15 protein-coding genes are annotated in these 22801 nt (G+C 74.2%); 7 read left to right on the forward strand and 8 right to left on the reverse strand.

The window, feature by feature from the left end; genetic code table 11:
* Window positions 1–13: 13 nt before the first annotated feature.
* A complete protein-coding gene (locus FHR36_RS15730) occupies window positions 14–2581 on the forward strand; it encodes an ABC transporter permease (protein WP_253799300.1) in 2568 nt (855 codons plus the stop codon).
* 181 nt (window positions 2582–2762) lie between these two features.
* Here the strand turns inward: FHR36_RS15730 and FHR36_RS39345 are convergent, their stop codons facing one another.
* A complete protein-coding gene (locus tag FHR36_RS39345) occupies window positions 2763–4340 on the reverse strand; it encodes an LCP family protein (RefSeq protein ID WP_301330260.1) in 1578 nt (525 codons plus the stop codon).
* A 185-nt stretch (window positions 4341–4525) separates the two neighbouring features.
* On the opposite strand from FHR36_RS39345, the gene FHR36_RS15745 reads away from it, so the two are divergent.
* Window positions 4526–5560, forward strand: coding sequence for a glycosyltransferase family 2 protein (locus tag FHR36_RS15745; RefSeq protein WP_253797851.1), 1035 nt, complete (start codon window positions 4526–4528; stop codon window positions 5558–5560).
* 82 nt (window positions 5561–5642) lie between these two features.
* Complete coding sequence (locus FHR36_RS15750; protein ID WP_253797852.1) at window positions 5643–6263, forward strand: acyltransferase; 621 nt, start codon at window positions 5643–5645, stop codon at window positions 6261–6263.
* A 13-nt stretch (window positions 6264–6276) separates the two neighbouring features.
* Here FHR36_RS15750 and FHR36_RS15755 read toward each other — a convergent pair whose 3' ends face one another.
* The 4 genes from FHR36_RS15755 to FHR36_RS15770 form a co-directional block, all read right to left on the reverse strand.
* Window positions 6277–7857: an LCP family protein gene (locus FHR36_RS15755; protein ID WP_253797853.1), complete on the reverse strand. Its 1581-nt coding sequence runs from the start codon at window positions 7855–7857 to the stop codon at window positions 6277–6279.
* 85 nt (window positions 7858–7942) lie between these two features.
* Window positions 7943–9667 (reverse strand): LCP family protein, encoded by a 1725-nt coding sequence (locus tag FHR36_RS15760; protein WP_253797854.1) that lies wholly within the window; start codon window positions 9665–9667, stop codon window positions 7943–7945.
* A 148-nt stretch (window positions 9668–9815) separates the two neighbouring features.
* On the reverse strand, window positions 9816–11255 hold the full coding sequence (locus FHR36_RS15765) for an LCP family glycopolymer transferase (RefSeq protein ID WP_308199365.1): 1440 nt from the start codon (window positions 11253–11255) through the stop codon (window positions 9816–9818).
* Window positions 11256–11291: 36 nt separating this feature from the next.
* Complete coding sequence (locus FHR36_RS15770) at window positions 11292–12083, reverse strand: TIGR03089 family protein (protein WP_253797855.1); 792 nt, start codon at window positions 12081–12083, stop codon at window positions 11292–11294.
* A 166-nt stretch (window positions 12084–12249) separates the two neighbouring features.
* On the opposite strand from FHR36_RS15770, the gene FHR36_RS15775 reads away from it, so the two are divergent.
* A complete protein-coding gene (locus FHR36_RS15775; RefSeq protein ID WP_253797856.1) occupies window positions 12250–13167 on the forward strand; it encodes a DNA-3-methyladenine glycosylase family protein in 918 nt (305 codons plus the stop codon).
* A gap of 10 nt (window positions 13168–13177) precedes the next feature.
* Here FHR36_RS15775 and FHR36_RS15780 read toward each other — a convergent pair whose 3' ends face one another.
* Genes FHR36_RS15780 through FHR36_RS15790 form a run of 3 tightly spaced genes read right to left on the reverse strand, consistent with a single transcriptional unit; the run spans window position 13178 to window position 16067 of the window.
* On the reverse strand, window positions 13178–14464 hold the full coding sequence (locus FHR36_RS15780; protein WP_253797857.1) for a coenzyme F420-0:L-glutamate ligase: 1287 nt from the start codon (window positions 14462–14464) through the stop codon (window positions 13178–13180).
* A complete protein-coding gene (gene cofD, locus FHR36_RS15785; protein WP_253797858.1) occupies window positions 14461–15420 on the reverse strand; it encodes a 2-phospho-L-lactate transferase in 960 nt (319 codons plus the stop codon). Before cofD ends, FHR36_RS15780 begins: the two co-directional genes overlap by 4 nt.
* Before the next feature lie 5 nt (window positions 15421–15425).
* Entirely contained in the window at window positions 15426–16067 is a 642-nt protein-coding gene (locus FHR36_RS15790) for a cysteine dioxygenase (protein ID WP_301330354.1), read from the reverse strand.
* 669 nt (window positions 16068–16736) lie between these two features.
* Between FHR36_RS15790 and FHR36_RS15795 the strand changes: the two genes are divergently transcribed.
* The 3 genes from FHR36_RS15795 to FHR36_RS15805 all read left to right on the forward strand — a co-directional run bounded on the left by FHR36_RS15795 (window position 16737) and on the right by FHR36_RS15805 (window position 22727).
* Complete coding sequence (locus tag FHR36_RS15795; protein WP_253797860.1) at window positions 16737–17009, forward strand: WhiB family transcriptional regulator; 273 nt, start codon at window positions 16737–16739, stop codon at window positions 17007–17009.
* A 189-nt stretch (window positions 17010–17198) separates the two neighbouring features.
* A complete protein-coding gene (locus FHR36_RS15800) occupies window positions 17199–21059 on the forward strand; it encodes a glycosyltransferase (RefSeq protein WP_253797861.1) in 3861 nt (1286 codons plus the stop codon).
* A gap of 6 nt (window positions 21060–21065) precedes the next feature.
* Complete coding sequence (locus tag FHR36_RS15805; protein ID WP_253797862.1) at window positions 21066–22727, forward strand: DUF5719 family protein; 1662 nt, start codon at window positions 21066–21068, stop codon at window positions 22725–22727.
* Window positions 22728–22801 lie beyond the last annotated feature (74 nt).

Consider the following 22801-nt stretch of genomic DNA (forward strand, 5'->3'; position numbering starts at 1 on the left):
CGCGGGGTCGGGAATCATGCTGCTCAAGACCTCACTGCGGAGCTTCTTCGCCCACAAGGGCCGGATGGTGCTCTCCCTGCTGGCCGTCGTCCTCTCGGTGGCCTTCGTCTCCGGCACCCTGGTGTTCTCCAACACCGCCACCGCCACCTTCGACCGGCTCTTCGCCTCCACCGCCTCCGACCTCACCGTCCGCCAGGCCGTCGACAAGCTCGCCGCCGACGCCCACCAGGGCGGCAAGACGCGGACGGTCCCGGTCGACACCCAGCGCAAGGTGGCCGCCGAACCCGGCGTGAAGGCCGCCATCGGCTCGGTCTTCACCGAGACCGCCACCCTGGTCAACCCGGCCACCAACAAGTCGGTCAGCCCCACCGGCGGTGCCCCGACCCTGGCCGGCAACTGGACGGACTCCCCGCGCAAGTCGGTCGACATCACCTCCGGCCACGCCCCGCAGGGCTCCGACCAGATCGTGCTGGACGCGGACACCGCCAAGAAGTCCGACCTCGGCGTCGGCGGCCACCTCCGGGTGGTCACCATGACCGGCAACTACGACTTCACCATCTCCGGCATCGCCACCTTCCGCACCACCAACCCGGGCGCCGCCCTGGCGTTCATGGACACCCCGACCTCGCAGAAGGTCCTGCTCGGCGAGACCGCCTACACCTCCATCGAGGTCTTCGGCGACGGCTCCCGGACGGACGACCAGCTCAAGACGGCCGCCCTGGCCGACCTGGGCAGCGGCTACGAGGCCAAGACCGCCGCCGAGCAGAAGGACGAGAACGCCAAGGGCGTCGGCTCCTTCCTCGGCTTCATGAAGTACGCGATGCTCGGCTTCGCCGCCATCTCCCTGCTGGTCGGCGGCTTCCTGATCATCAACACCTTCTCCATGCTGGTCGCCCAGCGCACCCGGGAGATCGGCCTGCTGCGCGCCATCGGCGGCAGCCGCCGACAGGTCAACCGCTCGGTGCTGATCGAGGCGCTGATCCTCGGCGTGCTCGGCTCCACCCTCGGCCTCGGCGCCGGCCTCGGCCTCGCCGAGCTGCTCATCCAGCTGATGAAGGCGGTCGGGATGAACCTCGACGCCTCCTCGCTGGAGATCACCTGGACGGTCCCGGTCGCCTCCTACCTGGTCGGCATCCTGATCACCGTGCTGGCGGCCTGGATCCCGGCCCGCCGGGCCGGGAAGATCTCCCCGATGGCCGCCCTGCGCGACCACGGCACCCCGGCCGAGGCCGCCGCCAACCGGATCCGCGCCGCCGTCGGCATCGTGGTCACCGGGATCGGCGCGGCCGCCCTCACCGGCGCCGGCTCGGTCGACTCGGCCGCCAACGGCGGCATGCTGCTGGGCGTCGGCGTGGTCTTCACACTGATCGGCTTCGTGGTGCTCGGCCCGCTGCTGGCCACCGGCATCGTCCGGGTGCTCGGCGCCGCCCTGCCCGCCCTGTTCGGCCCGTCCGGCAAGCTTGCCCAGCGCAACGCCATGCGCAACCCGCGGCGTACCGGTGCCACCGCCGCCGCCCTGATGATCGGTCTGGCGCTGGTCTCCGGCGCCTCGGTCGTCACCTCCTCGATGGTGAGCTCCGCCAAGGCCAAGGTCGACAAGTCGGTCGGCGCCGACTACGGCATCAACTCCCGCGGCTCCAGCTTCACCCCGGCGATGGTGGACGCGGTCCGCGCCACCAAGGGCCTCACCGCGGTCACCGAGCAGAAGTCCCTGCCGGCCCGCGTCACCGGCCCCGACGGCAAGGCCGCCGAGACCGAGGTGCTCGCGGTCACCGCGGCCACCTTCGGCGAGAACTTCAAGCTCCCGGTCGTCTCCGGCAACACCGACACCGCCCTCGCCGGTGGGATCGCCTTCCCGGAGGGCTTCGCCACCGACCACAACCTCAAGGTCGGCGACTCCGTCTCGATCGAGTACGCCGGCGGCCGCACCCAGAGCCTGACCGTCGGTGCCGTCACCGAGAAGGGCAGCCTCTTCGACGGGCCGTTCACCACCATCGAGACCGTCGGCAAGGCCGTCCCGGCCGCCGACCTGCCGGCCGACGAGTCCCTCTACGGCAAGGCAGCCGCCGGCGCCGACAAGGCGACCGTCCTGGCCGACCTGCAGAAGTCCATGGAGCAGTACCCGCAGGTCGTCGTGCTGGACCAGGCCGGCTACAAGGACCTGATCCAGCAGCAGGTCAACCAGCTGCTGTACATGGTCTACGGCCTGCTCGGCCTGGCGATCGTGGTCGCGGTCCTCGGTGTGGTCAACACCCTGGCGCTGTCGGTGGTCGAGCGCACCCGGGAGATCGGCCTGCTCCGCGCGATCGGCCTCTCCCGGCGCCAGCTGCGCCGGATGGTCCGCCTGGAGTCGGTGGTGATCGCCCTCTTCGGCGCCGTCCTCGGCACCGGTCTCGGCCTCGGCTGGGGCATCACCGCGCGCCAGGTGCTGGCCGGCCAGGGCCTGGAGATCCTGACCGTCCCCACCGGCACCATCGTCACGATCCTGGTCGGCTCGGCGGTGGTCGGCCTCCTCGCCGCCCTCGTCCCCGCCTTCCGGGCCGCCCGGATGAACATCCTGGCCGCCATCGCCACGGACTGACACCCGTCGCACCACCACGCCGAGGGGCGTGGGGCTCTGCCCGGCAGAGCCCCACGCCCCTCGGCGTGTCACTCAGCGGCGCGGGGACCTGCGCGAACCGGCAGACTCGGCGGCGCGCTCCGGACGTTCCCGAACACCCCGCCCACCAAGCCCCATCCAGCCGCCGGGTGCCGCCGGGCGCCTAGGACGAGCAGCCGATCGCCGCCCCGGTCTCCGCCACCACCGCTGCACCGCTCGCGCTGACCGCCGCTGTGGGCGTACCCGTGGGCGCGGAACCGGCCACCCCCGCCACGCCCCGGTAGTCGGTCCCCGCCACCACCTCCAGGGTGGCCCCGAGCCCCGACACCGCCACCAGCTCGGCGCCCGGCAGGGCGGCGGCCAGCGTCTTCACCGACTCGTCCCACCGCGGGTCGTACCGCACCACCGTCCGGACGGCCGACGGCGTCCCGCTGCCCGGGTGCGGTGAGGGCGCACCAGCGGCGTTGGACGGGGTCCCGGTGGTCGCGAAGCCGGCCTTCCGCAGGTCGCTATCGACCCGGGATCCGAGCCCCTGCACGCCCGTCCCGTTGAGCACCTGCACCCGGATCTGCCCGGGCGCCACCGTCCCGGCCGCCATCGGCGACGCGGCGGCCCCCGCCGCCGAGCCGGCCCCACCGTTCGCCCCCTCCGTGCCCCCCGAGCCCGCCGGGCGGCCGGTCAGCGGACGCCCCTGCCGGACCGCCTCGAACAGCGCCTTGGCCCCCTTCTCGTCCCATTTCACCGCCGACCCCCACCCCGGGGCCTGGTAGTCGAGATCGGCGAGCGGGACGGTGGCGAAGTCGGCGTTGGAGGCGGAGAGGTCCTTCAACCGGGTGGCGAGGCTCAGCAGGTCACCGGAGGAGAGGTCCTTGTCGGCCTTGACGGAGGCCAGCACGCTGTTCGCCACCCCGGCCAGCCGGGCCGGGTCGAGCAGCAGCCCGCCGGAGGCGGCCTGGTGCAGCAGTTGGGCCAGCAGGCGCTGCTGGCGGTGCATCCGGCCGAGGTCCGAGGTGCCGTCGACGTGTCGGGCCCGGACGTACTTGAGCGCTCCCGCCCCGTCGAGGCGGGTGGTGCCGGCCGGCAGGTCGAGTCCGGAGTAGTCGTCCTTGAGCGGCTTGGTGGTGCACACCTCCACCCCGCCGAGCGCGTCGACCGCGGCGACGAAGCCGAGGAAGTTGACCTGCAGGTAGTGGTCGATCCGCAGGCCGGTGTTCTGCTCGACGGTCCGTACGGTGAGTGGTGCGCCGCCCATCCCGTACGCGGCGTTGATCTTCCCCTTGCCGGCCGGGACCTGCCGGCCGGTCGCCGGGTCCTGGTGGGCGGGGATGTCGACGTAGGAGTCGCGGGGGATGGAGACCACACTGGCCCGGCCGCCGTCGTCGGCGAGCTGGACGACCATCATGGTGTCGGTGCAGTGGCAGGACTCGCCGCCGGCGTGCAGCACGTTCTTCAGGGTGTGCTCGGGGATGCCGTCCCGGTCGTCGGTGCCGACCACCAGGAAGGTGGTCATTCCGTCGTCGGTGGGTCGGCCCCGGTCGCCGTCGAAGGCGTCGACCCGGCCGATGGAGTCGCCGATCCCGTGCAGGACCGCCCAGCCACCGCCGGAGGTGGCCAGGACGGCCAGTGAGACGGTGCCCGCCGCCCAGCGGCCCCAGCGGCGGCCGGGGGACTGCGGGGGGTCGTACGGCGGCGGGTCGTACGGCGGCGGGGCGGAGCGGTCGTACGGCGCGGTACGGGGCATCCTCCGGATGGTAGGGGCCCGACCGGTCCTTTCCGGGGACGGCGCGCCGCCCGTCGGCCGGGTCGGCAAAACGTTCCCTCGGGGCGGGCGCACACCGGGGCCGCACACGATCCACACAGCCCGGGATGTGGTCGGGGCCACCCGCATCTGACAAGGCCAGGGCCGCGCCGGTACGCTCGGGCGCGATGAACACCAAGGCTGCTGAGGAGCTGCCGGCGGTCTCCGTGATCATGCCGGTGCTCAACGAGGAACGTCACCTCCGTACCGCCGTCCGGCGCATCCTGGAACAGGAGTACGCGGGCGACCTCGAGGTGGTGATCGCGCTCGGCCCGTCCACCGACCGGACCGACGAGATCGCCGCGGAACTCGTGGCCGAGGACCCGCGGGTCCGTACCGTGCCGAACCCCACCGGCCGGACCCCTGCGGGCCTCAACGCCGCGATCCGCGCCTCGCGCCACCCGATCGTGGTCCGGGTCGACGGCCACGGCCTGCTGACGCCCGGGTACATCGCCACCGCGGTCCGCCTGCTGGACGAGATGGACGCCGCCAACGTCGGCGGCATCATGTTCGCCGAGGGTGAGACCGAGTGGGAGAAGGCGGTCGCCGCCGCCATGACCTCCAAGATCGGCGTCGGCAACGCGGCCTTCCACACCGGTGGCCTGGCCGGCCCGGCCGACACCGTCTACCTGGGCGTCTTCCGCCGCGAGGTGCTGGCCCGGCAGGGCGGCTACAACGAGGAGTTCATCCGCGCCCAGGACTGGGAGCTGAACTACCGCATCCGCCAGGACGGCGGCCTGGTCTGGTTCACCCCGCAGCTCAAGGTGACCTACCGTCCCCGGCCGAGCGTCCGGGCGCTGGCGAAGCAGTACAAGGACTACGGCCGCTGGCGCCGGGTGGTGACCCGCTACCACCGGGGCTCGGTCAACCTGCGCTACCTGGCCCCGCCGAGCGCCCTGCTCGCCGTGGTGCTGGGCCTGGTGCTGGGCGTCGCGGTGCACCCCGCCTTCCTGGCGCTGCCGGCCGGCTACCTGCTGGGGATCCTCGGCGGTTCGGTGGTCGAGGGCCGCGGCCTGTCCCTGCGGGCTCGGCTCCAGCTGCCGGTCGCGCTGGTCACCATGCATCTGAGCTGGGGTTTCGGCTTCCTGACCTCCCCGCGCTCGCTGGCCCGGAAGGTGATCGACAGCAAGGCCCCGACCCCGATGGCGCCGGCCCACCCGTAGTCACCGGTTCCCGCGCGTAGGTCCCGCCGCGTACTCGCCGGTTCCCCCGCGCCCCCGCCCGCCCGACCGCTATCGTCGCGGCATGGGGAGCACCGAGGGGGTGTCGGCCGCCCGGATCGAGCCGAGCGCGGACGTCGACGAGCGGGCCGAGATCGGCCCGGGCAGTACGGTCTGGCACCTGGCGCAGGTCCGCGAGCACGCCCGGATCGGCGCCGACTGCATCGTCGGGCGCGGCGCGTACGTCGGTCCGGGGGTCCGGATCGGCGACCGGGTGAAGCTGCAGAACCACGCGCTGGTCTACGAGCCGGCCGTGGTCGAGGACGGGGTGTTCGTCGGCCCGGCGGCCGTGCTCACCAATGACCTCTACCCGCGCTCGGTGGATGTGGACGGCCGGCTCAAGCGCGGCGACGACTGGCACGCGCGCGGGGTGACCCTGCGCGAGGGCTGCTCGATCGGCGGCCGCGCGGTGCTGGTCGCCGGGGTGACGGTGGGCCGCTGGGCGCTGGTCGCGGCCGGCGCGGTGGTCCACCGGGACGTCCCGGACTTCGCCCTGGTGGCCGGCGTCCCGGCCCGGCGGATCAAGTGGGTCGGCCGGGCCGGCGAGCCGCTGGAGGACGTCGGCGACGGCCGCTGGCGCTGTCCGCGCACCGGCGAGCAGTACGTCGAGAAGGACGGCCTGCTCGCCGAAGCCGCGGAGCGCTGACCCGGCACCGGCCTCACTGCTTCAGCGTGCCGGTCTTCCCCTGGGTGCAGCTGGTGTCGTCGCCCTGATGGACCTTCACGTCCGTCGGTACGGCGCTGGGCACGGCAACCGGCGCCGCGGCGCCGCCGCCCGCCGCAGGGGCCTGGAAGTCCGTGCCCAGGGTGACGGTGACCCCGCGCCCCGAGCCGCCCGCGACGACCGCCGACGCGGGCAGGCCGAGCGCGGTGGCGACCGCCTCGGCGGCCGGCTTCTGGTCGGCCTGGGCGTAGCGGACGGTGCTCCGGGCGGTCCTGCCGGTGTCCGATCCGGGGGAGGCCTGGTAACCGAGTCCGCCGAGGGTCTTGGCGGTGCTGGTGGCGACCATCCCGCGGCCGGTGCCGTTGACCACGGTGACGTTCACCGAGGCCGGGTTGACCCCCGTCGCGGCGGCGGGAGCGGCCGGTGCCGACGAGCCCGCGTCCGGTGAGCCGGACGGTGCGGCGGCCCCGCCGGTGTGGTCCTCGTCGCCGGACAGCGTCCGGTCGGCCAGGATCAACGCGAACAGCTGGTCGGCCTTCGGCTGCACCATCTCGGCCTTGCCGCGCAGGTCCGGGTCGGGGTCGTCGGTGGTGTACGCCATCACCGGCTGGACGAAGGAGACGTCGGCCGGCTTGACGTTGCGCAGGTCGGTGGCGAGTCCGACCAGCTTGGTGGTGCCGGCGATCGGGTCGTCCACGGTGATCGACTTGGTCGCCGCCTCGATCACCGGGAAGGCCTTGGTCGGGTCGAGCAGCGTGCCCTGCGCGGTGATCTTGCGCAGCAGCGAGGAGAGGAACGCCCGCTGCATGGAGAACCGGCCGATCGCGCTGCCGTCCTGCACCCCGTGGCGGGTCCGGACGAACTGCAGTCCCTGTTCCCCCGTCAGGTGGCTCTGCCCGGCGGGCAGGTCGAGGTGGGAGTCCGGGTCCTTGATCGCGGTGCACAGGTCGACGTCCACCCCGCCCACCGCGTCGGTCAGCTCCTTGACGCCCTCGAAGTTGACCAGCGCGTAGTGGTCGATCTTGAGCTTGGTGATCGACTGGACGGTGTCGGTGACGCAGCCGGGGCCGCCGCGCCCGAGCGCCTCGTTCAACGGCCGGTGCTTCTTGGCGGGGTAGACCTTGCCGTCCGGCGAGGTGCACTTGGGGAGGTCGACCAGCGAGTCGCGCGGCAGGTCGAGCGCGACGGCGGCCCGGCGGTCCGGGTAGACGTGCAGCAGGATGTTGACGTCGTTGTTGCCGTCGCCGGTGTTCTGCCGGTCGCCGTACGCGCCGTTCAGGCCCTTCCGGCTGTCGGTGCCGATGATCAGGATGTTCATCGCCACCCGGCCCTGGGCGTCCGCCTGTCCGGCCGGGGGCGGGGCGTTGCCGGCGCCGAGCGGGGCGTGCGAGATGTTGGCGTCCAGGTGCCGGACGTACAGGTAGGCGCCGCCGCAGCCGGCCACCACCACCAGTCCGGTGGTGAGGGCGACGGGCCGCAGCCAGCGCCGGACACCGCTCGGCCGGCGCCGGCGCCGCCCGCCGCGGGAGCGCCGTCCGGCTCCGGGTATCTCCCGCACCGATTGGTCGATCGTCATACCGATGACCACGTTCCGGCGGGCAACTTGGTTACGGCCGGGACGACTTCGTAGCGAAGTCAGGACGGAGTGCGAACGATCCCGATCACTTGGCGCACAGGTTCTCGTCGTCGGCCTGCACCCGCTGCAGGTCCTTCGGCGCCTCGGTCGGCACCGCCGCGGCGGGCGCGCCGCCACCGGCGCCGTAGTCCTTGCCCAGCGTCACGACCAGCGCGTCCTTGGCGCCCAGCTTGGAGCTCTGCTGCGCGGCGGTGTCCGGCAGCCCCAGGGCCGCGGCCAGCGCCGCCGCCTGGTCGGCCTTGCCCGCCGGATAGGAGATCACACTGGCGGCGCTCGGCTCGGCGTTGCTGCCGGGACCGGCCTGGGTGAAGCCCTTGCCCTGGAGCGCGGTGACCGCCTTGGCGGCCTGCCCGGTGGTCCCGGTGCCGTTGCGGACGGTGACCCGCACGCTCTTGGCGTCCACCTGCGGGGCGGCTGGCGCCTCGGTGGTGGGCGCGGCGGAGGGTGCGGCGGCCGCGCTCGCGTCGGCCTGACCGGGGACGTCGGTGAGCGACTTGTCCCCGGCGATCATCCCGAAGAGCTGCTTGGCGTCCGGCTCCTTGAGGACCAGTCGGCCGCTCTCGCCCTTCTCGGTGGAGTCCAGCACCGGCACCGTGGTGAAGGTGATGTTCTTGGTGTTGACGCTGCTGAGGTCGAGCGCCAGGTCCTTGAGCTTGTTGACGTCGTTGATCTTGGAGTCGACGGTCAGCGCCTTGGTGGCGGCGTCCGCGAGGTTCCACAGCTTGGTCGGGCTGGTCAGGGTGTCGCTGCTCTTGATCTTGCGGATCATCGAGCTGATGAACTGCTGCTGCAGCGGAATGCGGGTCAGGTCGCCGCCGTACCCGACCGCGTGGCGGGTGCGGACGAAGGCCAGCGCCTCGTCGCCCTGCACCACGTGCTTGCCCTTGGACATCTTCAGGTGCGAGTCGGGGTCGTTGATGTCCTTGGCCGCGCACACCTCGACGCCGCCGACGGCGGTGGAGAGCGTCTTCACGGCCTCGAAGTTGACCATCATGAAGTGGTCGATGTGGATGCCGGTCATCTTCTCGACCGTCGTCCAGGTGCAGCCCGGGTCGCGGCCCTCCTGGCCGAGGCTCTCGTTGAACATCGCCCGGGCCGTGCCGGCGATCTTCTTCGTGCCGGTCTGGCACTCCGGGATCGGCACCATCAGGTCGCGCGGGATGGACATCACCGTCGCGTTGGAGCGGTCCTTGGAGACGTGGAACAGCAGCGTGGTGTCGGCGTGCCCGGGGCTGCCCTCGTCGCCGTACTCGCGGCCCAGGCCGACCCGGCTGTCGGTGCCGATCACCAGGATGTTCATCGCACCCTCGGCCGCCTTCGGACGGTCGGCGTCATTGCCGACCTGGACCTCGACCGAGGAGATGTTCTTGTTGAAGTGCTGGTACGCGTAGTACGCGCCGCCGCAGCCGGCCACCAGGACCAGCGCGGCCACGCCGGCGGTCCACTTCAGCGCCCGGCGGCGGCGCGGCTTGCCGGCCTTCCCGCCGCGGCGGCGGGCCGCCCGGCCACCGGGACCGTCGTCGCCGCCGGAGCGAGGGCCGTCATCGGGCCCGGAGCGCTCCGGCGTGGCGCCGGGCGCGGTCCGCGGCGTGCGGGGGGACATCGGGGTGCGCGCGGCCGGGACGGTGGCCGCGGTCAGGTCGAGGCGGAACTCGCCGGTCTCCGGGTCGAGCACCCACTGATCGGCCGGGTCGATGTCCTGGGGGAACGAGTCCGCCAGGTTGTTCCGGTTCCGGTGTCCGCTGTTCACCCCGGACACCCTAGACGAGCCGGAAGCTCGGTCCCCCCGTCCTGTGACACCCCTCACGCGAAGGATGGGTGCTAAATGGGGCAATCCGTCTGACATCTCTTCACACCGCCCGCGCAACTCCGTGACCGGCCGGGGACCATTCCCGAGGTCAGTGCAGTGCGCAGACGTCCTGGTCGGCCGTCCGGCCCTCCAGCGTCGGACTCGTTCCGGGGACCCCGCTCGCGGAGGCTGACGGCACCCCGGTCGGCGCACCGGTCGGCACCCCGCTCGGCGCATCGCTAGGCCCGGAGCCCGGTTCGGAGCCCGGTTCGGAGCCCGGCCCGGAGCCGGGCCCGGGGGTCGGCTCGGCGCTCCCGGCGGCGCCCGGCACCGTGTCCACGCCGGTCCCCACCGCGTCCGCGCCGGCCGCCACGCTCGCGCCCGCCCGCACGCCCGGGTCGCCGCCGGGGCTCGCACCACCGGGGCTCGCACCGCCGGGACTCGCGCCGCCCCCGCCGGGCCCGGGGCTCTGACTCGGGCCCGGCACCACCTCCACCTGCCGGTCCGCCCGCAGCATCGCGAACAGCTGGTCGGTCTGCGGCTGCACGAACTCGTCCCGGTTCGCGTCGAGCCGGTACGCGCGGCGCGGCACGGTGAGGAACGCCACGTTGGCCGGCGACATCCCGCGCACCTCCTGCGCCAGGTCGTACAGCGAGCCGAGCGAGCTCAGCCCCGGGTCGGCCTTGATCGCCGAGGTGGCCGCGTCCAGCAGGGGCCACAGCCGGGCCGGGTTGAACAGCACGCCCTGCGACTGCACCTTGCGCAGCAGCGAGGCCAGGAACTGCTGCTGACGGCCCATCCGCTGGGTGTCGCTGCCGTTGCCGATCGACTCCCGCACCCGGACGTAGCCGAGCGCCTGTTCCCCGTGCAGCACCTGCCGCCCGGCGGGCAGGTCCAGTTGCGCGTCCCGGTCGTGGATCGGCTGCGGGACGCAGACCTCCACGCCGCCGACCGCGTCGACCATCTTCTTGAAGCCGGTGAAGTCCAGGATCAGGTGGTGGTCGATCCGGATGCCGGTGAGCCGCTCCACGGTCCGGATGGTGCACGCCGGGCCGCCGGTCTCGAACGCCAGGTTGAACTGGGTGAACGCCGGCCGGGTCCGGCCGCCGTCCGGCAGGTCGCAGGCCGGCACGTTCACCATCACGTCGCGCGGGATGGAGACCGCCGACGCGTGGTGCCGGTCGGCGGCCAGGTGCAGCAGGATCGTGGTGTCCGAGCGCTGCCCGCCGGAGCCGCCGTACGCGCTGTTGGCGCCGCTGCGGTCGTCGCTCCCGATCAGCAGGATGTTCTCCGCCTCGGTGGCGCCCCGGTCCGGCCGGTCGCTGGCCCGGCCGAGCAGCGTCCCGGTCACCCGGTCGGTCCCGATGTTGCCGTTCAGCTTCCGGTACGCGAGCCACGCCAGCGTCCCGGTGGTGAGCATGGCCAGCGTCAGCACGCCGCCGGTCAGCGCCAGCCAGTGCCGGCGCACGAAGGAACGGCGGGCGAACGCGCGGCGCCCCCCGTCCTGGTCGGCCGGGGGGCGCGCGCCGGTGTTCTGCTCCTCTGCCATCGCGGGATCACTACCCCGCGGGCCGGGACGGGGGGATCAGCCGAGACGAAGAGTCACTCGTTCGGAGTCGATCCGCTTCTCCCACTGCTCGTCGGTCAGCTTCTCCGAGTTCCGGCAGAGCACCACCGAGGCGCCCGCCGCCAGCGGGGCCAGCAGCCCGGCCTCCAGGCCGCTCCAGTCGTCGAAGGAGAGCGTCGACAGCACCCGGCTCTCGGTCCCGAGGCCGAGCCGCGCGGCACCCTCACGGGCCAGCGCGACCGCCTGCTCACCGGTCAGCTTCAGCGCCAGCCCGTCCACCAGGGTCTCCAGCGCCGGGGCCTGCGGGTCCACCGGGGAGTACGGGGCGAAGCGGTCGCCCTGGCCGGGCACCTCGGCGGCGTAGTCGAGGAAGCCGTCCGGTCGCTGCGGGAACCGCCCGCCCAGCGGGCGCAGCGCGAGCGCCACCCGCTCGCCCGAGCACTCGTGCGCCGCCGTCAGCCCGTCCGGCCCGCTGACCACCAGGTCGGCCTCGGCCGGATCGCCGCCCGGCACCGCGGTGACGCCCACCGACCAGCAGGCCAGCAGCCACACCGCGGTCTGCCAGTGCGCCGGCAGCAGCAGCGACGCCCGGTCGTCCGGACCGGCGTTCAGCTCGTCCTGCAGCAGGTTGGACGTCTTGGCGACCCAGTTGTCGAACGTCTTCGCCGACAGTTCGACTCTCTCGCCGGTCGAATCGTCGTAGAAGGTGATCAGGGGGCGGGACGGATCGGCATCGGGGGCCCCGGCGCGCAGATAGGCGTGCAGCAGCTCGGCGGGCGTGCGGGCGTCGGCAGCGAAGAGCGCAGTCATGGTGCGGTCCACCCTAATCCCTGCGAGCCCGCGCCCGGGAGACCACCGGCCCCCTCTCCACAGCACCTCCCACACCCCCGCCGCACCCCCGCCGCGCCCCGCTGCCCGGCGCGGCGCGATCCTCCGTATCGTTCTCCCCGAGGTTCGCGGAAGGCGGTGGCACGGCATGCCCCAGGCGGTACGGCGTTGGCGGCCGGGCTACCCGCTCGACCTCGGCCGCACCCTGTTCCCGCTGCGCCACGGCCCGGCCGACCCGGCCTACCGGAGCACGCCCGACGGCGCGTTCTGGCGCGCCTCCCGGACCCCGGCCGGCCCCGGCACCCTGCGCCTCGCGCCCGCCGCCGCGGGCGAGGTCGAGGCCCAGGCGTGGGGCCCCGGCGCCGACTGGCTGCTCGACCGCGTCCCGCAGCTGCTCGGCGCCGACGACGACCCGGCCGCCCTGCTGCTCCCGCCCGGCCCGCTGCGCGAGGCCCAGCGCTCGTACCCGGGCCTGCGGCTGGGCCGCACCGGCCTGGTGATGGAGTCGCTGATCCCCTCGATCCTGGAGCAGAAGGTCACCACCGACGAGGCGTACCGCGCCTGGCGCACCCTGCTGCGCGACTTCGGCACCCCCGCCCCCGGCCCGGCCGGCGCGCAGGGGATGCGGGTGGCGCCCTCGGCCCGCGAGTGGGCGCTGATCCCGAGCTGGGAGTGGCACCGGGCGGGCGTCGACCCGAAGCGGTCGGCCACCGTGGTCCGGGCGGCCCGGCTGGCCGCGCGCCTGGAGGAGGCGTCCGGCTTCGACCACGAGCAGGCGTTCGCCCGACTCACCGCCGTCCCCGGGATCGGGATCTGGACGGCCGCGGAGACGCTGCAGCGCTCCAACGGGGACGCGGACGCCGTCTCGGTCGGCGACTTCCACCTGCCCAACCTGGTCGGCTGGGCCCTCGCCGGCCGCCCGCGCAGCGACGACGCCCAGATGCTCGAACTGCTGGAGCCGTTCCGCCCGCACCGCTACCGGGTCTGCCGGCTGCTGCGGCTGACGGCCTCGCACGCCCCGCGCTACGGCCCCCGCCTGACCCCGAACGACCACCGCCACCGCTAATACGATCCGGTCAGCGCACGGTGAGATACGCCTCCGCGTCGCGGGCGGGCCGGTGGCGCGGGCTCTCGGCGGGGCGTCCGACCGCGACGGCGCCCATCGGGTCCCAGGTCTCCGGCAGGTCGAGCACCGCCCGTACGGTGTCGCGGCAGAACATGGTGGAGGACACCCACGCCGAGCCGTAGCCCTCGCCGGCCAGGGTGACCAGCAGGTTCTGCACGGCGGCGCCGATCGCCACGGTGAACATCTCCCGCTCGGCGGCGCTCCGCCGCGGGTCGGGGTACTCGTGCGAGCCGTCCATCACCAGGCAGGGCACCACCAGGTACGGCGCGGCGCGCAGCACGTTGCCGCGGGCGGTGCGGCGGGCGATCTTCTCCTCGTCCCAGCCGTCCAGTTCGCGCAGGTCGCGCTGCCAGGCGGCGAGCATGGCGTCGAGCAGCCGCTCCCGGACGTCGGCCGATTCGAGCAGGACGAAGCGCCAGGGGGTGGTGTGGTGCGGGGCGGGTGCGGTGACCGCGGCGGCGACCGCGCGGCGGACGGCGGCGGGGTCGACCGGTTCGGCGGTGAAGGCGCGGACGGTCCGGCGGAGGGTGACGGCCTGCCGCAGCGCCTCCGAGGTGCCGAGCCGGAACATGTCGTCCGCGGCGGGCCGGATCAGTGCGCGGGCGCCGTCGCCGTCCTCGGTGGTGACCAGCGCGCCGAGGCCGCGGACCACGGCGACGGGGGTGCCGGTGGCCTTGCCCTTGACCAGGTCGCCGGCGGCGGCCAGTTCGTCGGCGGTGGCGGTGACGGTCAGGGTGAGTTCGTTGCCGTGGGCGTCGCGGCGGCCGCGGTGGTCGGCCAGGACGGCGAGGCCGGCGGCGCCGATCGCCACGTCGGTGAGGCCGTTGCGCCAGGGCCGCCCGAAGGTGTCGGTGACGACGACGGCGAGCCGGCGTCCGGTGAGCTGCTGCAGCCGGGCGCGCAGCGCGCGGGCGGAGGCGTCCGGGTCCTCGGGCAGCAGCAGGACGGTGCCGGGCGGGGTGTTGGAGGCGTCGACGCCGGCGGCGGCGAGCACCAGGCCGTTGCGGTTCTCGACGATCCGGGCGGCGCCGCGGCGGGCGACCAGCCGGACGGTCTCGGCGTCGATCGCCGCCTCCCGGTCGGCGGCCCGGAGGATCCGCCCCTCCGCCTTGCTGACGATCTTCGAGGTGACCAGCAGGATGTCGCCGTCCTCGTACGAGCCGGCCTTGGCGATCAGCTCGGCCAGGTCGGCGCCGGGCTCGATCTCCGGCAGCCCCTCGACCGGCAGCACCCTCACGCCCGGACCTCCGCGGCCAGCGCCAGCGCGGCCCGGGCCATCCCGGCGGTCGCGGGGACGTCGCTCATCAGCAGCGGGACGGCCCGGCAGCGGATGCCGGCCGCCTCCACGCCGGCGACCGCCTCGGCGTCGGAGTCGTCGACCAGCCAGCCGTCCAGCAGCTCGGACCCGTAGTGCCGGGCGACCGCCTCGGCCGAGGTCTCCACGCCGACCGCGGCCAGCACCTTGTCGGCCATGCCGCGCACCGGCGCCCCGCCGATGATGGGGGAGAGCCCCACCACCGGCGCGGAGGCGTCGCTGACGGCCTGTCGGATGCCGGGGACGGCCAGGATGGTGCCGATCGACACCACCGGGTTGGACGGGGGCAGCAGGATCACGTCCGCGGCGGCGATCGCCTCCAGCACGCCGGGCGCCGGCTTCGCGGTGTCCGCGCCGACCGGGATGATCGCCTCGGCGTCGACCGCGGCGTGCAGCCGCACCCAGTACTCCTGGAAGTGGACCACCCGCGGGCCAGCCTCGTCGGTGATCCGGACGTGGGTCTCGACCCGGTCGTCGCTCATCGGGATCAGCCGTACGCCGGGCCGCCAGCGCACGCAGAGCGCCTCGGTGACCTGGCTCAGGCTGTAGCCGGCCGAGAGCATCTGGCTGCGCACGAGGTGGGTGGCGAAGTCGCGGTCGCCGAGCCCGAACCACTCGGGGCCGACGCCGTACTCCTTCATCTCCGCCTTGATCGACCAGGTCTCGTCGGTCCGGCCCCAGCCCTGGTCCTCGTTGATGCCGCCGCCGAGGGTGTACATCACGGTGTCCAGGTCGGGGCAGACCTTCAGCCCGTAGAGGTGGATGTCGTCCCCGGTGTTGCCGATGACGGTGATCTCGTCGCCGGGGGCGACGGCCTCCTTCAGCCCGCGCAGGAAGCGCGCCCCACCGATTCCGCCTGCCAGTGCCACGATCCGCATGGGGATCATCCTGCCAGGCGGTCGCGCACTTCCTCGCTCGCCCGGCGCTCGTCCGCGCCGTACTGGTTCATCTCGACCAGGCCCGGCGTGTAGAGGTGGATGCTCACCGCGGGCTCCAGCGCCGCGTTGACCACCTCGTGCAGATAGCCGGAGGAGTACACCCGCTGCCGGCCGGGGGCCAGCACCCGCGAGTCCTCGCCCTCGCCGGTCAGCGAGCGCTCGACCAGGGCGCCCTGCACCACGGTCATCACACCGGCGGCGGCGCCGTGGTCGTGGAAGCCGGTGGACTGGCCGGGCAGCCAGCTGAGCAGCCACACCTCGTACCCGGGGCCGGTCTCCAGCCGGGCGTACCAGCGGGTCAGCGCGTCGTAGCGGACCAGCGGCTCCCACCGGGACCGGTCGGCGGCGATCTCGCGGACCAGTCGGGCGTAGTCGCCGATCCCGGTCGGGTGGGCGGGCAGGTCGGTGCGGGCCAGGTGCGGGAAGGCGAGCGGGTCGCCGGCGATGGACACGTCGCTCAGCCCGTCCGCCCAGTCGGCGGGTGCGGGTGCGGGTGCGGGCGCGGGGGCGACGGCCGCGGCGGCGGGGAGGGGGATGCGGGCGACGGGCTTGTTGCGATCGCGGTTGCGCTTGCGGAGTCGGGGCATTCGCACGGTCTGACGTCCTCGGGAGTCGGCTGTTGGCTGGAGCAGCCGACTGCGCGGAGCGTCAGGGGGGACTGTCGCGCGCGGGCGGCCTCTGATCCGGGGCGGCGCGCGGTGGGACGCGGGCGCCTAGATACAGCGGTGACAGCGGCGACAACAGGAGGACGAGCTCGCGGCAGCACGGAACACCGCCGGGCGGCGGCTCTCGGGTGCGGCGAACTCTGACATGCGTGCAAGCAGACCGCACGGGGCGGGGGCGTGTCAACCCGATCTGGCGGACATTCAGGTCACTTCACTCCTGAACCACCGGATGGGGTGATAAATCACCCTCTATGTTTCGATGCGAAGATCGCCGGGAAGGGAGGCGGTGACCCCATTGGTCCAGGGAGTCCCGGGCAACCGGATCGGCCACCCCAGGCGTCTTCCTTCACCCAGGGGGTGGCGCGCGGACCCGTGTTGACGGCAGGTCAACAACCAGGCCGGATGTCCGGGTTGTCCGGATATGTACACTAATCGTGAAGGCTTGGTTCCGGGGAGTGAATCCTCGGCCCAATACCAGAGCTCGGCTTGACTGGGCCAGAGTGACGCAACTGTAATTTCCCTCGTGTCGTTCCGCCGCTCCAGGCAACGGCAACCACGGGGACGCCAAGAGGGGCAGAGGAGGCGCGCCAGATGAGCGAGCTCTTTGAGCTGTTGATCGGTGAGGACATCGCGGAGGACGAGGAGGAGCTCGGCTGGCAGGAGCGCGCGCTGTGCGCCCAGACCGACCCCGAGTCCTTCTTCCCCGAGAAGGGCGGCTCCACCCGGGAGGCCAAGAAGGTCTGCCTCGCCTGCGAGGTCCGGTCCGAGTGCCTGGAGTACGCCCTCGCCAACGACGAGCGCTTCGGCATCTGGGGCGGCCTGTCCGAGCGTGAGCGCCGACGCCTGAAGAAGAGCGCGGTCTGACCGCCGGGCAGCACCACCTGCCCCGTGCCGGCGCCTCACCTGGTGGTGGGGCGCTTTCGCATGTCCGCACACCCTGCTCCCGGCTTCCCTCCCCCTCTTGCACACACTCCGAGGGCAACGAGGTCACCCGGAGCCGTTAGTGTGGTGCGTCATCTGCCGTCAAACCCGAACCGGTGGTCCGCGCACCCGATGACTGTCTACAGCCACCAGAGCGGCTTCTCCGCTGCCAGGCCGCCCGCGTATCCGCGCCATCTGGTCACCGCGGTGATCGTTTCGCACGACGGCGCCCGCTGGCTCCCCCAGGCCCTGGCCGGCCTGCTCGGCCAGGACCGCCAGGTGCAGCGCATCCTGGCCGTGGACACCGGCTCCACCGACGCCTCCCCCCAACTGCTGCAGGACCACCTCGGCGAATGGCTGCCCGAGAGCGGCCCGCTGATCCTCGGCCGCCGCTCCGGCTTCGGCAAGGCGGTCGGCGAGGCGGTCTTCAACAGCGCCCCGCTGCGCCCCGAGGACCTCAGCTACAGCCTCGACCCCTCCGGCTACGACCCGGTCACCGGCGGCTGGGACGACTTCGGCGACCCGCTCGGCGCCGAGGACGACCTCGGCCGCGGCGGCCCCCGGGAGAGCACGCCCGTCGAGTGGCTCTGGCTGCTGCACGACGACTGCGAACCGCAGACCGACGCCCTGCGCCGCCTGCTCCAGGTCGCCGACTCCACCCCGAGCGCCGCCGTGGTCGGCCCCAAGCTGCGCAGCTGGTACGACCGGCGCCAACTGCTCGAGGTCGGCGTCACCATCGCCCGCTCCGGCCGCCGCTGGACCGGCCTGGACCGCCGCGAGCAGGACCAGGGCCAGCACGACCAGGTCCGCCCGGTGCTCTCCGTCTCCACCGCGGGCATGCTGGTCCGCCGCGACGTCTTCGAGGAGCTCGGCGGCTTCGACAAGGCGCTCCCGCTGATGCGGGACGACATCGACTTCTGCTGGCGGGTCAACGCCGCCGGCCACCGCGTGGTGATCGCCCCCGACGCCGTGCTGCGGCACGCCGAGGCGGCCAGCCGCGAGCGCCGGGCCATCGACTGCGCCTCCGCCCACCCGCACCGGGTCGACAAGGCCGGCGCCGTCTACACCCTGCTCGCCAACTCCAAGGGCACGCTCTTCCCGTACGTGCTGCTCCGGCTGGTCCTCGGCACCCTGCTGCGGGTGATCGCCAACCTGGTCGGCAAGGACCCGCGCCAGGCGTACGACGAGGTCGCCGGCCTCAACCACGAACTCATCCGGCTGCCCCGCCTGCTGGCCGCGCGCTCGCGCCGCAAGCGCACCCGCGCGGTCGACGCGCTGGACGACCGCACCCTCTTCCCGGCCCCCGGTGCCACCGCGCGCCTCGCCGTCGAGAACGCCGTCGCCTCGCTCGGCATCGGCGGCGGCGACGACACCGGCGGCCGGCACGGCTCGGTGGAGTCCGGGCCGGGCGACGAGGACGCCGACGACCTGGTGGTCGAGCAGTTCGCGCTGATCAAGAAGCTCGCCCGGCGCCCCGCGCCGGTGCTGTTCACCGCACTGCTGCTGTTCGCCCTGGCGGCCGGCCGCAACCTGATCGGCAGCGGCCTCCTGCAGGGCGGCGCCCTGCTGCCCGCCGCCGACGGCGCCTCCGGCCTCTGGTCCATGTACGCCGACTCCTGGCACCCGGTCGGCACCGGATCCACCGCCGCGTCGCCGCCCTACCTGGCGGTGCTCTCGATCCTGTCCTGGGCGCTGTTCGGCAACGCCGACCTGGCCGTCACCGTGATCGTCCTGCTCGCCGTACCGCTGGCCGCGGTCAGCGCGTACCTGGTCTCCCGGCCGCTGATCCAGTCCAAGCTGGTCCGCTCCTGGGCCAGCGCCACCTACGCGCTGCTGCCCGCCGCGACCGGCGCCCTCGCGCAGGGCCGGATCGGCACCGCGGTGGTGGCCGTGCTGCTGCCGCCGCTGGCCCGCGCCGCCGCCATCACCGCCGGCCTCGGCATCCGCGCCGAGACCGCCGCCCGCGGCGGCCGCCCCGGCTGGCGGTCGGCCTGGATGGCCGTGCTGATGCTCACCGTCTGCACCGCCTTCGTCCCGCTGACCTGGGCCATAGCGCTCCCGCTCTGCCTGGCCGCCCTGGTCCACGCGGTGCTGCGCGGCGGGGCGTTCGGCTCCGGCGGGCAGGCGCTGCGCCTGCTCGGCCTGCGCGTCGTGGTGATCCTCGGCGTCCCCGTGCTGGTGCTCGCTCCCTGGTCGCTGCACGTCCTGGCGCACCCCTCCCGGCTGCTGCTGGAGGCCGGCGTGGCCGGCTTCAACGGTCCGTCGGCCGGTTCGCTCGGCCTGGTCCTGGTGAACCCGGGCGGCGCCGGCGTACCGCCGATCTGGCTCTCCGTCGGCATCGTCCTGGCCGCCCTGGCCGCCCTGCTGCGCGCCGACCGCCGCCGCGCGGTGCTGGCCGCCTGGGGCGCCGCCGCCGCCGGACTGGTCTTCGCCGTGGTGGTGGCCGGTACCACCGTCACCCCCGCCTCCGGCGGCCCGGCCACCGGCGCCTGGGCCGGCCCGGCCACCCTGCTCGCCGGCGTGGCCCTGCTCGCCGCGGCCGCGATCGGCGCCGACGGCGCCAACGCCCGCGTCTCCGGCATCGCCTTCGGCTGGCGCCAGCCGGTCGCCGCGCTGGTCCTCGCCACGGCCGTGCTCGCCCCGTTCGGCACCGCCGTGTGGTGGGCGATCGTCGGCGCGGACGGCCCGCTGCACCGCGCCCCGGCCGCCCAGGTGCCCGCGTTCGTCGCCGAGGAGGCCGACACCGTCGACCGGGCCCGCACCCTGGTGCTGACCGGCGACGCCGACGCCGCCTCGGTCCGGTACGCCCTGGTCCGCGGCGCCGGACTGACCCTCGGTCAGGCCGAGGCCACCGTCGACGCCCGGGCCGACCAGGGCCTCGGCGCGCTGACCGGCAAGCTGCTGGCCGGCTCCGGCGGCGACCAGGCCCGCGCCCTGGCCGGGTACGGCATCGGCTACGTCGAGGTCAAGGACCCGATGATCGCCAAGGTCGGCGACGTGCTGGACACCACCCCGGGCCTGATCCGGCTGTCCAAGGACAACGGCATCGCGCTGTGGCGGGTCACCGGCGCCCCCGGCGCCCGGGCCGTCATCACCGCGCCGAACGCCGCCCCGGTCCAGATCCCGGCCGGCGCCCACGACATCTGGACGGACATCCCGGCCGGAGCCGGCGAGCGCACCCTGCGCCTTGCCGAGCAGGCCGACCCCGACTGGCAGGCCACGCTGGACGGCAAGCCGCTGGAGTCGGTCACCGTCGACGGCTGGGCCCAGGGCTTCAAGCTCCCCGCCGAGGGCGGAAAGCTCGACGTCACCCGTACCGGCAGCCTGCTGCACACCGGCTGGATCGCCGCCCAACTGCTGCTCGGCGCCACCGTCCTGGTGCTCGCCCTGCCCGGCCGGCGCAACCACAACGACGACGACCTGCCGGAGGAGGTGGTCGCCGCCCAGGCGCTGGCCGCCGCCGCCCAGGCCCAGGCCCCCGCCCCGGGCAGCCGCCGCGCCCGCCGGCTCGCCGAGCGCGGCGAGGGCGAGGACGGCGCCGAGCAGGAGGCCGGCGTCTACACCGCCGCCGTCCCGGTCCAGGCCGCTGCCGAACCCGAGCCCGAGCCCGCCTACGCCGCCGACGAGGACGCCTACGCCGACCCGTACCAGGCCGACCCCTACCAGGGCGCCTACCAGGGCGGCGACGGCTACGGCTACGACCCGTACGCGGCCCAGCAGCCGGTCGGCGCGCCCTACCAGCAGCCCGGCCAGGACGGCGGCTACGTCGACCAGTACGCCCCGTACGGCTACGAGCAGCAGCCTGCCGCGCCCGGCTACGAACAGCAGCAGCCCGCCGCGCCCGGCTGGGGCGACCCCGCGCAGAACGCCGGCTGGGCGGACCCGCACGCCCAGCAGCAGCCGTGGGTGCCGGGTCAGCCGCAGCACGAGACGTACTACGACCCCAACGACCCCTATGGCGGCCACCCCGGCCCGCACGGAACGGGGAACTGACCCGCCATGAAGAAGCCCAACCTCAAGGCTCCGAGCCTCAAGGCCCCGAACCTCAAGGCCCCCAAGCTCAGCGGGCTCAAGACGCCCGACCTGGGCGCCATCGCCGGCGGCAGCCGCACCGGGCAGTCCCTGCTGGCCGGCGCCGCGGTGCTGGCCCTGGTCTTCGGCGTCGCCGAGCTGCGCTCCCCGGTCACCAAGGCCGCCACCGGGCACGGCAGCGGGGCCACCACCACCCAGGTCGAGCGGACCTCACTGGTCTGCCAGCCCCCCACCCAGGGCCTGATCGGCTCGACCACGTACACGATGTTCACCCCGGGCGGGGCGAGCGCCACGGACGGCACCGCCGTCCTCAACGACGTCACCCCCCAGTCGGTCGCCGCCGCCCAGGCCCCGGCCGCCCAGGCCGCGCCCCAGCCCTCCGGCAGCGGCGCCCCGGCGAGCGGAGCCCCCGCCGCGCCCCAGGCCGCCGACGCCCGGCTGACCGCCACCAAGCCCGGCGTCCCGGCCGCCGGCCCGGCCGCCAACGGCGAGGCCGCCCCCGGCGCCTTCGCGGTGGCCGCCGGCGCGTACGCCCCGGGCTTCACCATCACCCAGACCACCTCGTCCGAGCAGGCCGGACCGGCCCTCTCCGGCGTCGACTGCATGCCCTCGGGCACCAACTTCTGGTTCGCCGGCGCCGGTACCGGCACCAGCGACCGGGTCGACTACGTGACCCTGGTCAACGCCGACCCGGTGCCCGCCGTGGTCGACGTGCGGATGTACGGCGACAAGGGCCTGATCGACAACGAGCTGGCCACCGGCATCGCGGTCGCCCCCGGCAGCGCCCAGTCCATCCGCCTGCCCGGCCTCACCAAGGGCCCGGTCAACGACCTCGCCATCAACGTGGTCGCCCGCAGCGGCCGGGTCGGGGCCGGGGTGCACGCCCTGGACGGCCCGCGCGGCGCCGACTGGCTCCAGCCCTCCGCCGACCCGGCGCCCAGCGTCACCATCCCCGGCGTCCCCGCCGACACCGCCTCCGCCCGCCTGGTGGTCGCCGCCCCCGGCGAGGACGACGCCGACCTGAAGATCCAGGTCTCCGGCAAGAACGGCTGGATCACCCCGGCCGGCCACGAGACCATCCACGTCAAGGCCGGCATGGTGGAGGCGGTCGACCTCGGCCCGTTCACCCACGGCGAGTCCAGCGCGGTCAAGCTCACCCCCAGCGACCCGGCCCACCCCTCCCCGGTCGTCGCCGGCCTGCGGGTGGACCGCACCAACAAGGGCAAGTCCGACGCCGCCTGGCTCTCCGGCGCCGCCCCGATCGGCGCCCGCGCCAGCATCGCCGACAACCGGGCCGGCCAGTCCGTGCTGCTGCTCACCGCGGTGGACGGCGAGGCCAAGGTGAAGGTCAGCGCCTCCGCCGGCAGCGGCGGCGGCACCCCGGTGGTCAAGGAGGTCCCGGTCCCCGCCGGCGCCACTGTCCAGGTCGACGGCATCGAGCCCGCGGGCCTCAACGGCCCCTACGGCATCACCGTGGAGACCGAGTCCGGCGGCCCCGTCACCGCCGCCCGGATCCTCACCATCCCGGTCAAGGACGTCCCCGCCTTCACCGTCCAGGAACTCCGCGACGACCACTCCACCGTCCGCATCCCCGCCACCGCCGACGACCCCGGCGTCGTGGTCGGCTGACGAGAACCCGGAGGGGCGCGAGGAACTGCGCGACCGGCCACGGCTCCACGTGAGTGCATGGCCGGTCGCGCAGT

This window comes from Kitasatospora cinereorecta (assembly GCF_024172095.1).
Classification (GTDB): domain Bacteria; phylum Actinomycetota; class Actinomycetes; order Streptomycetales; family Streptomycetaceae; genus Kitasatospora; species Kitasatospora cinereorecta.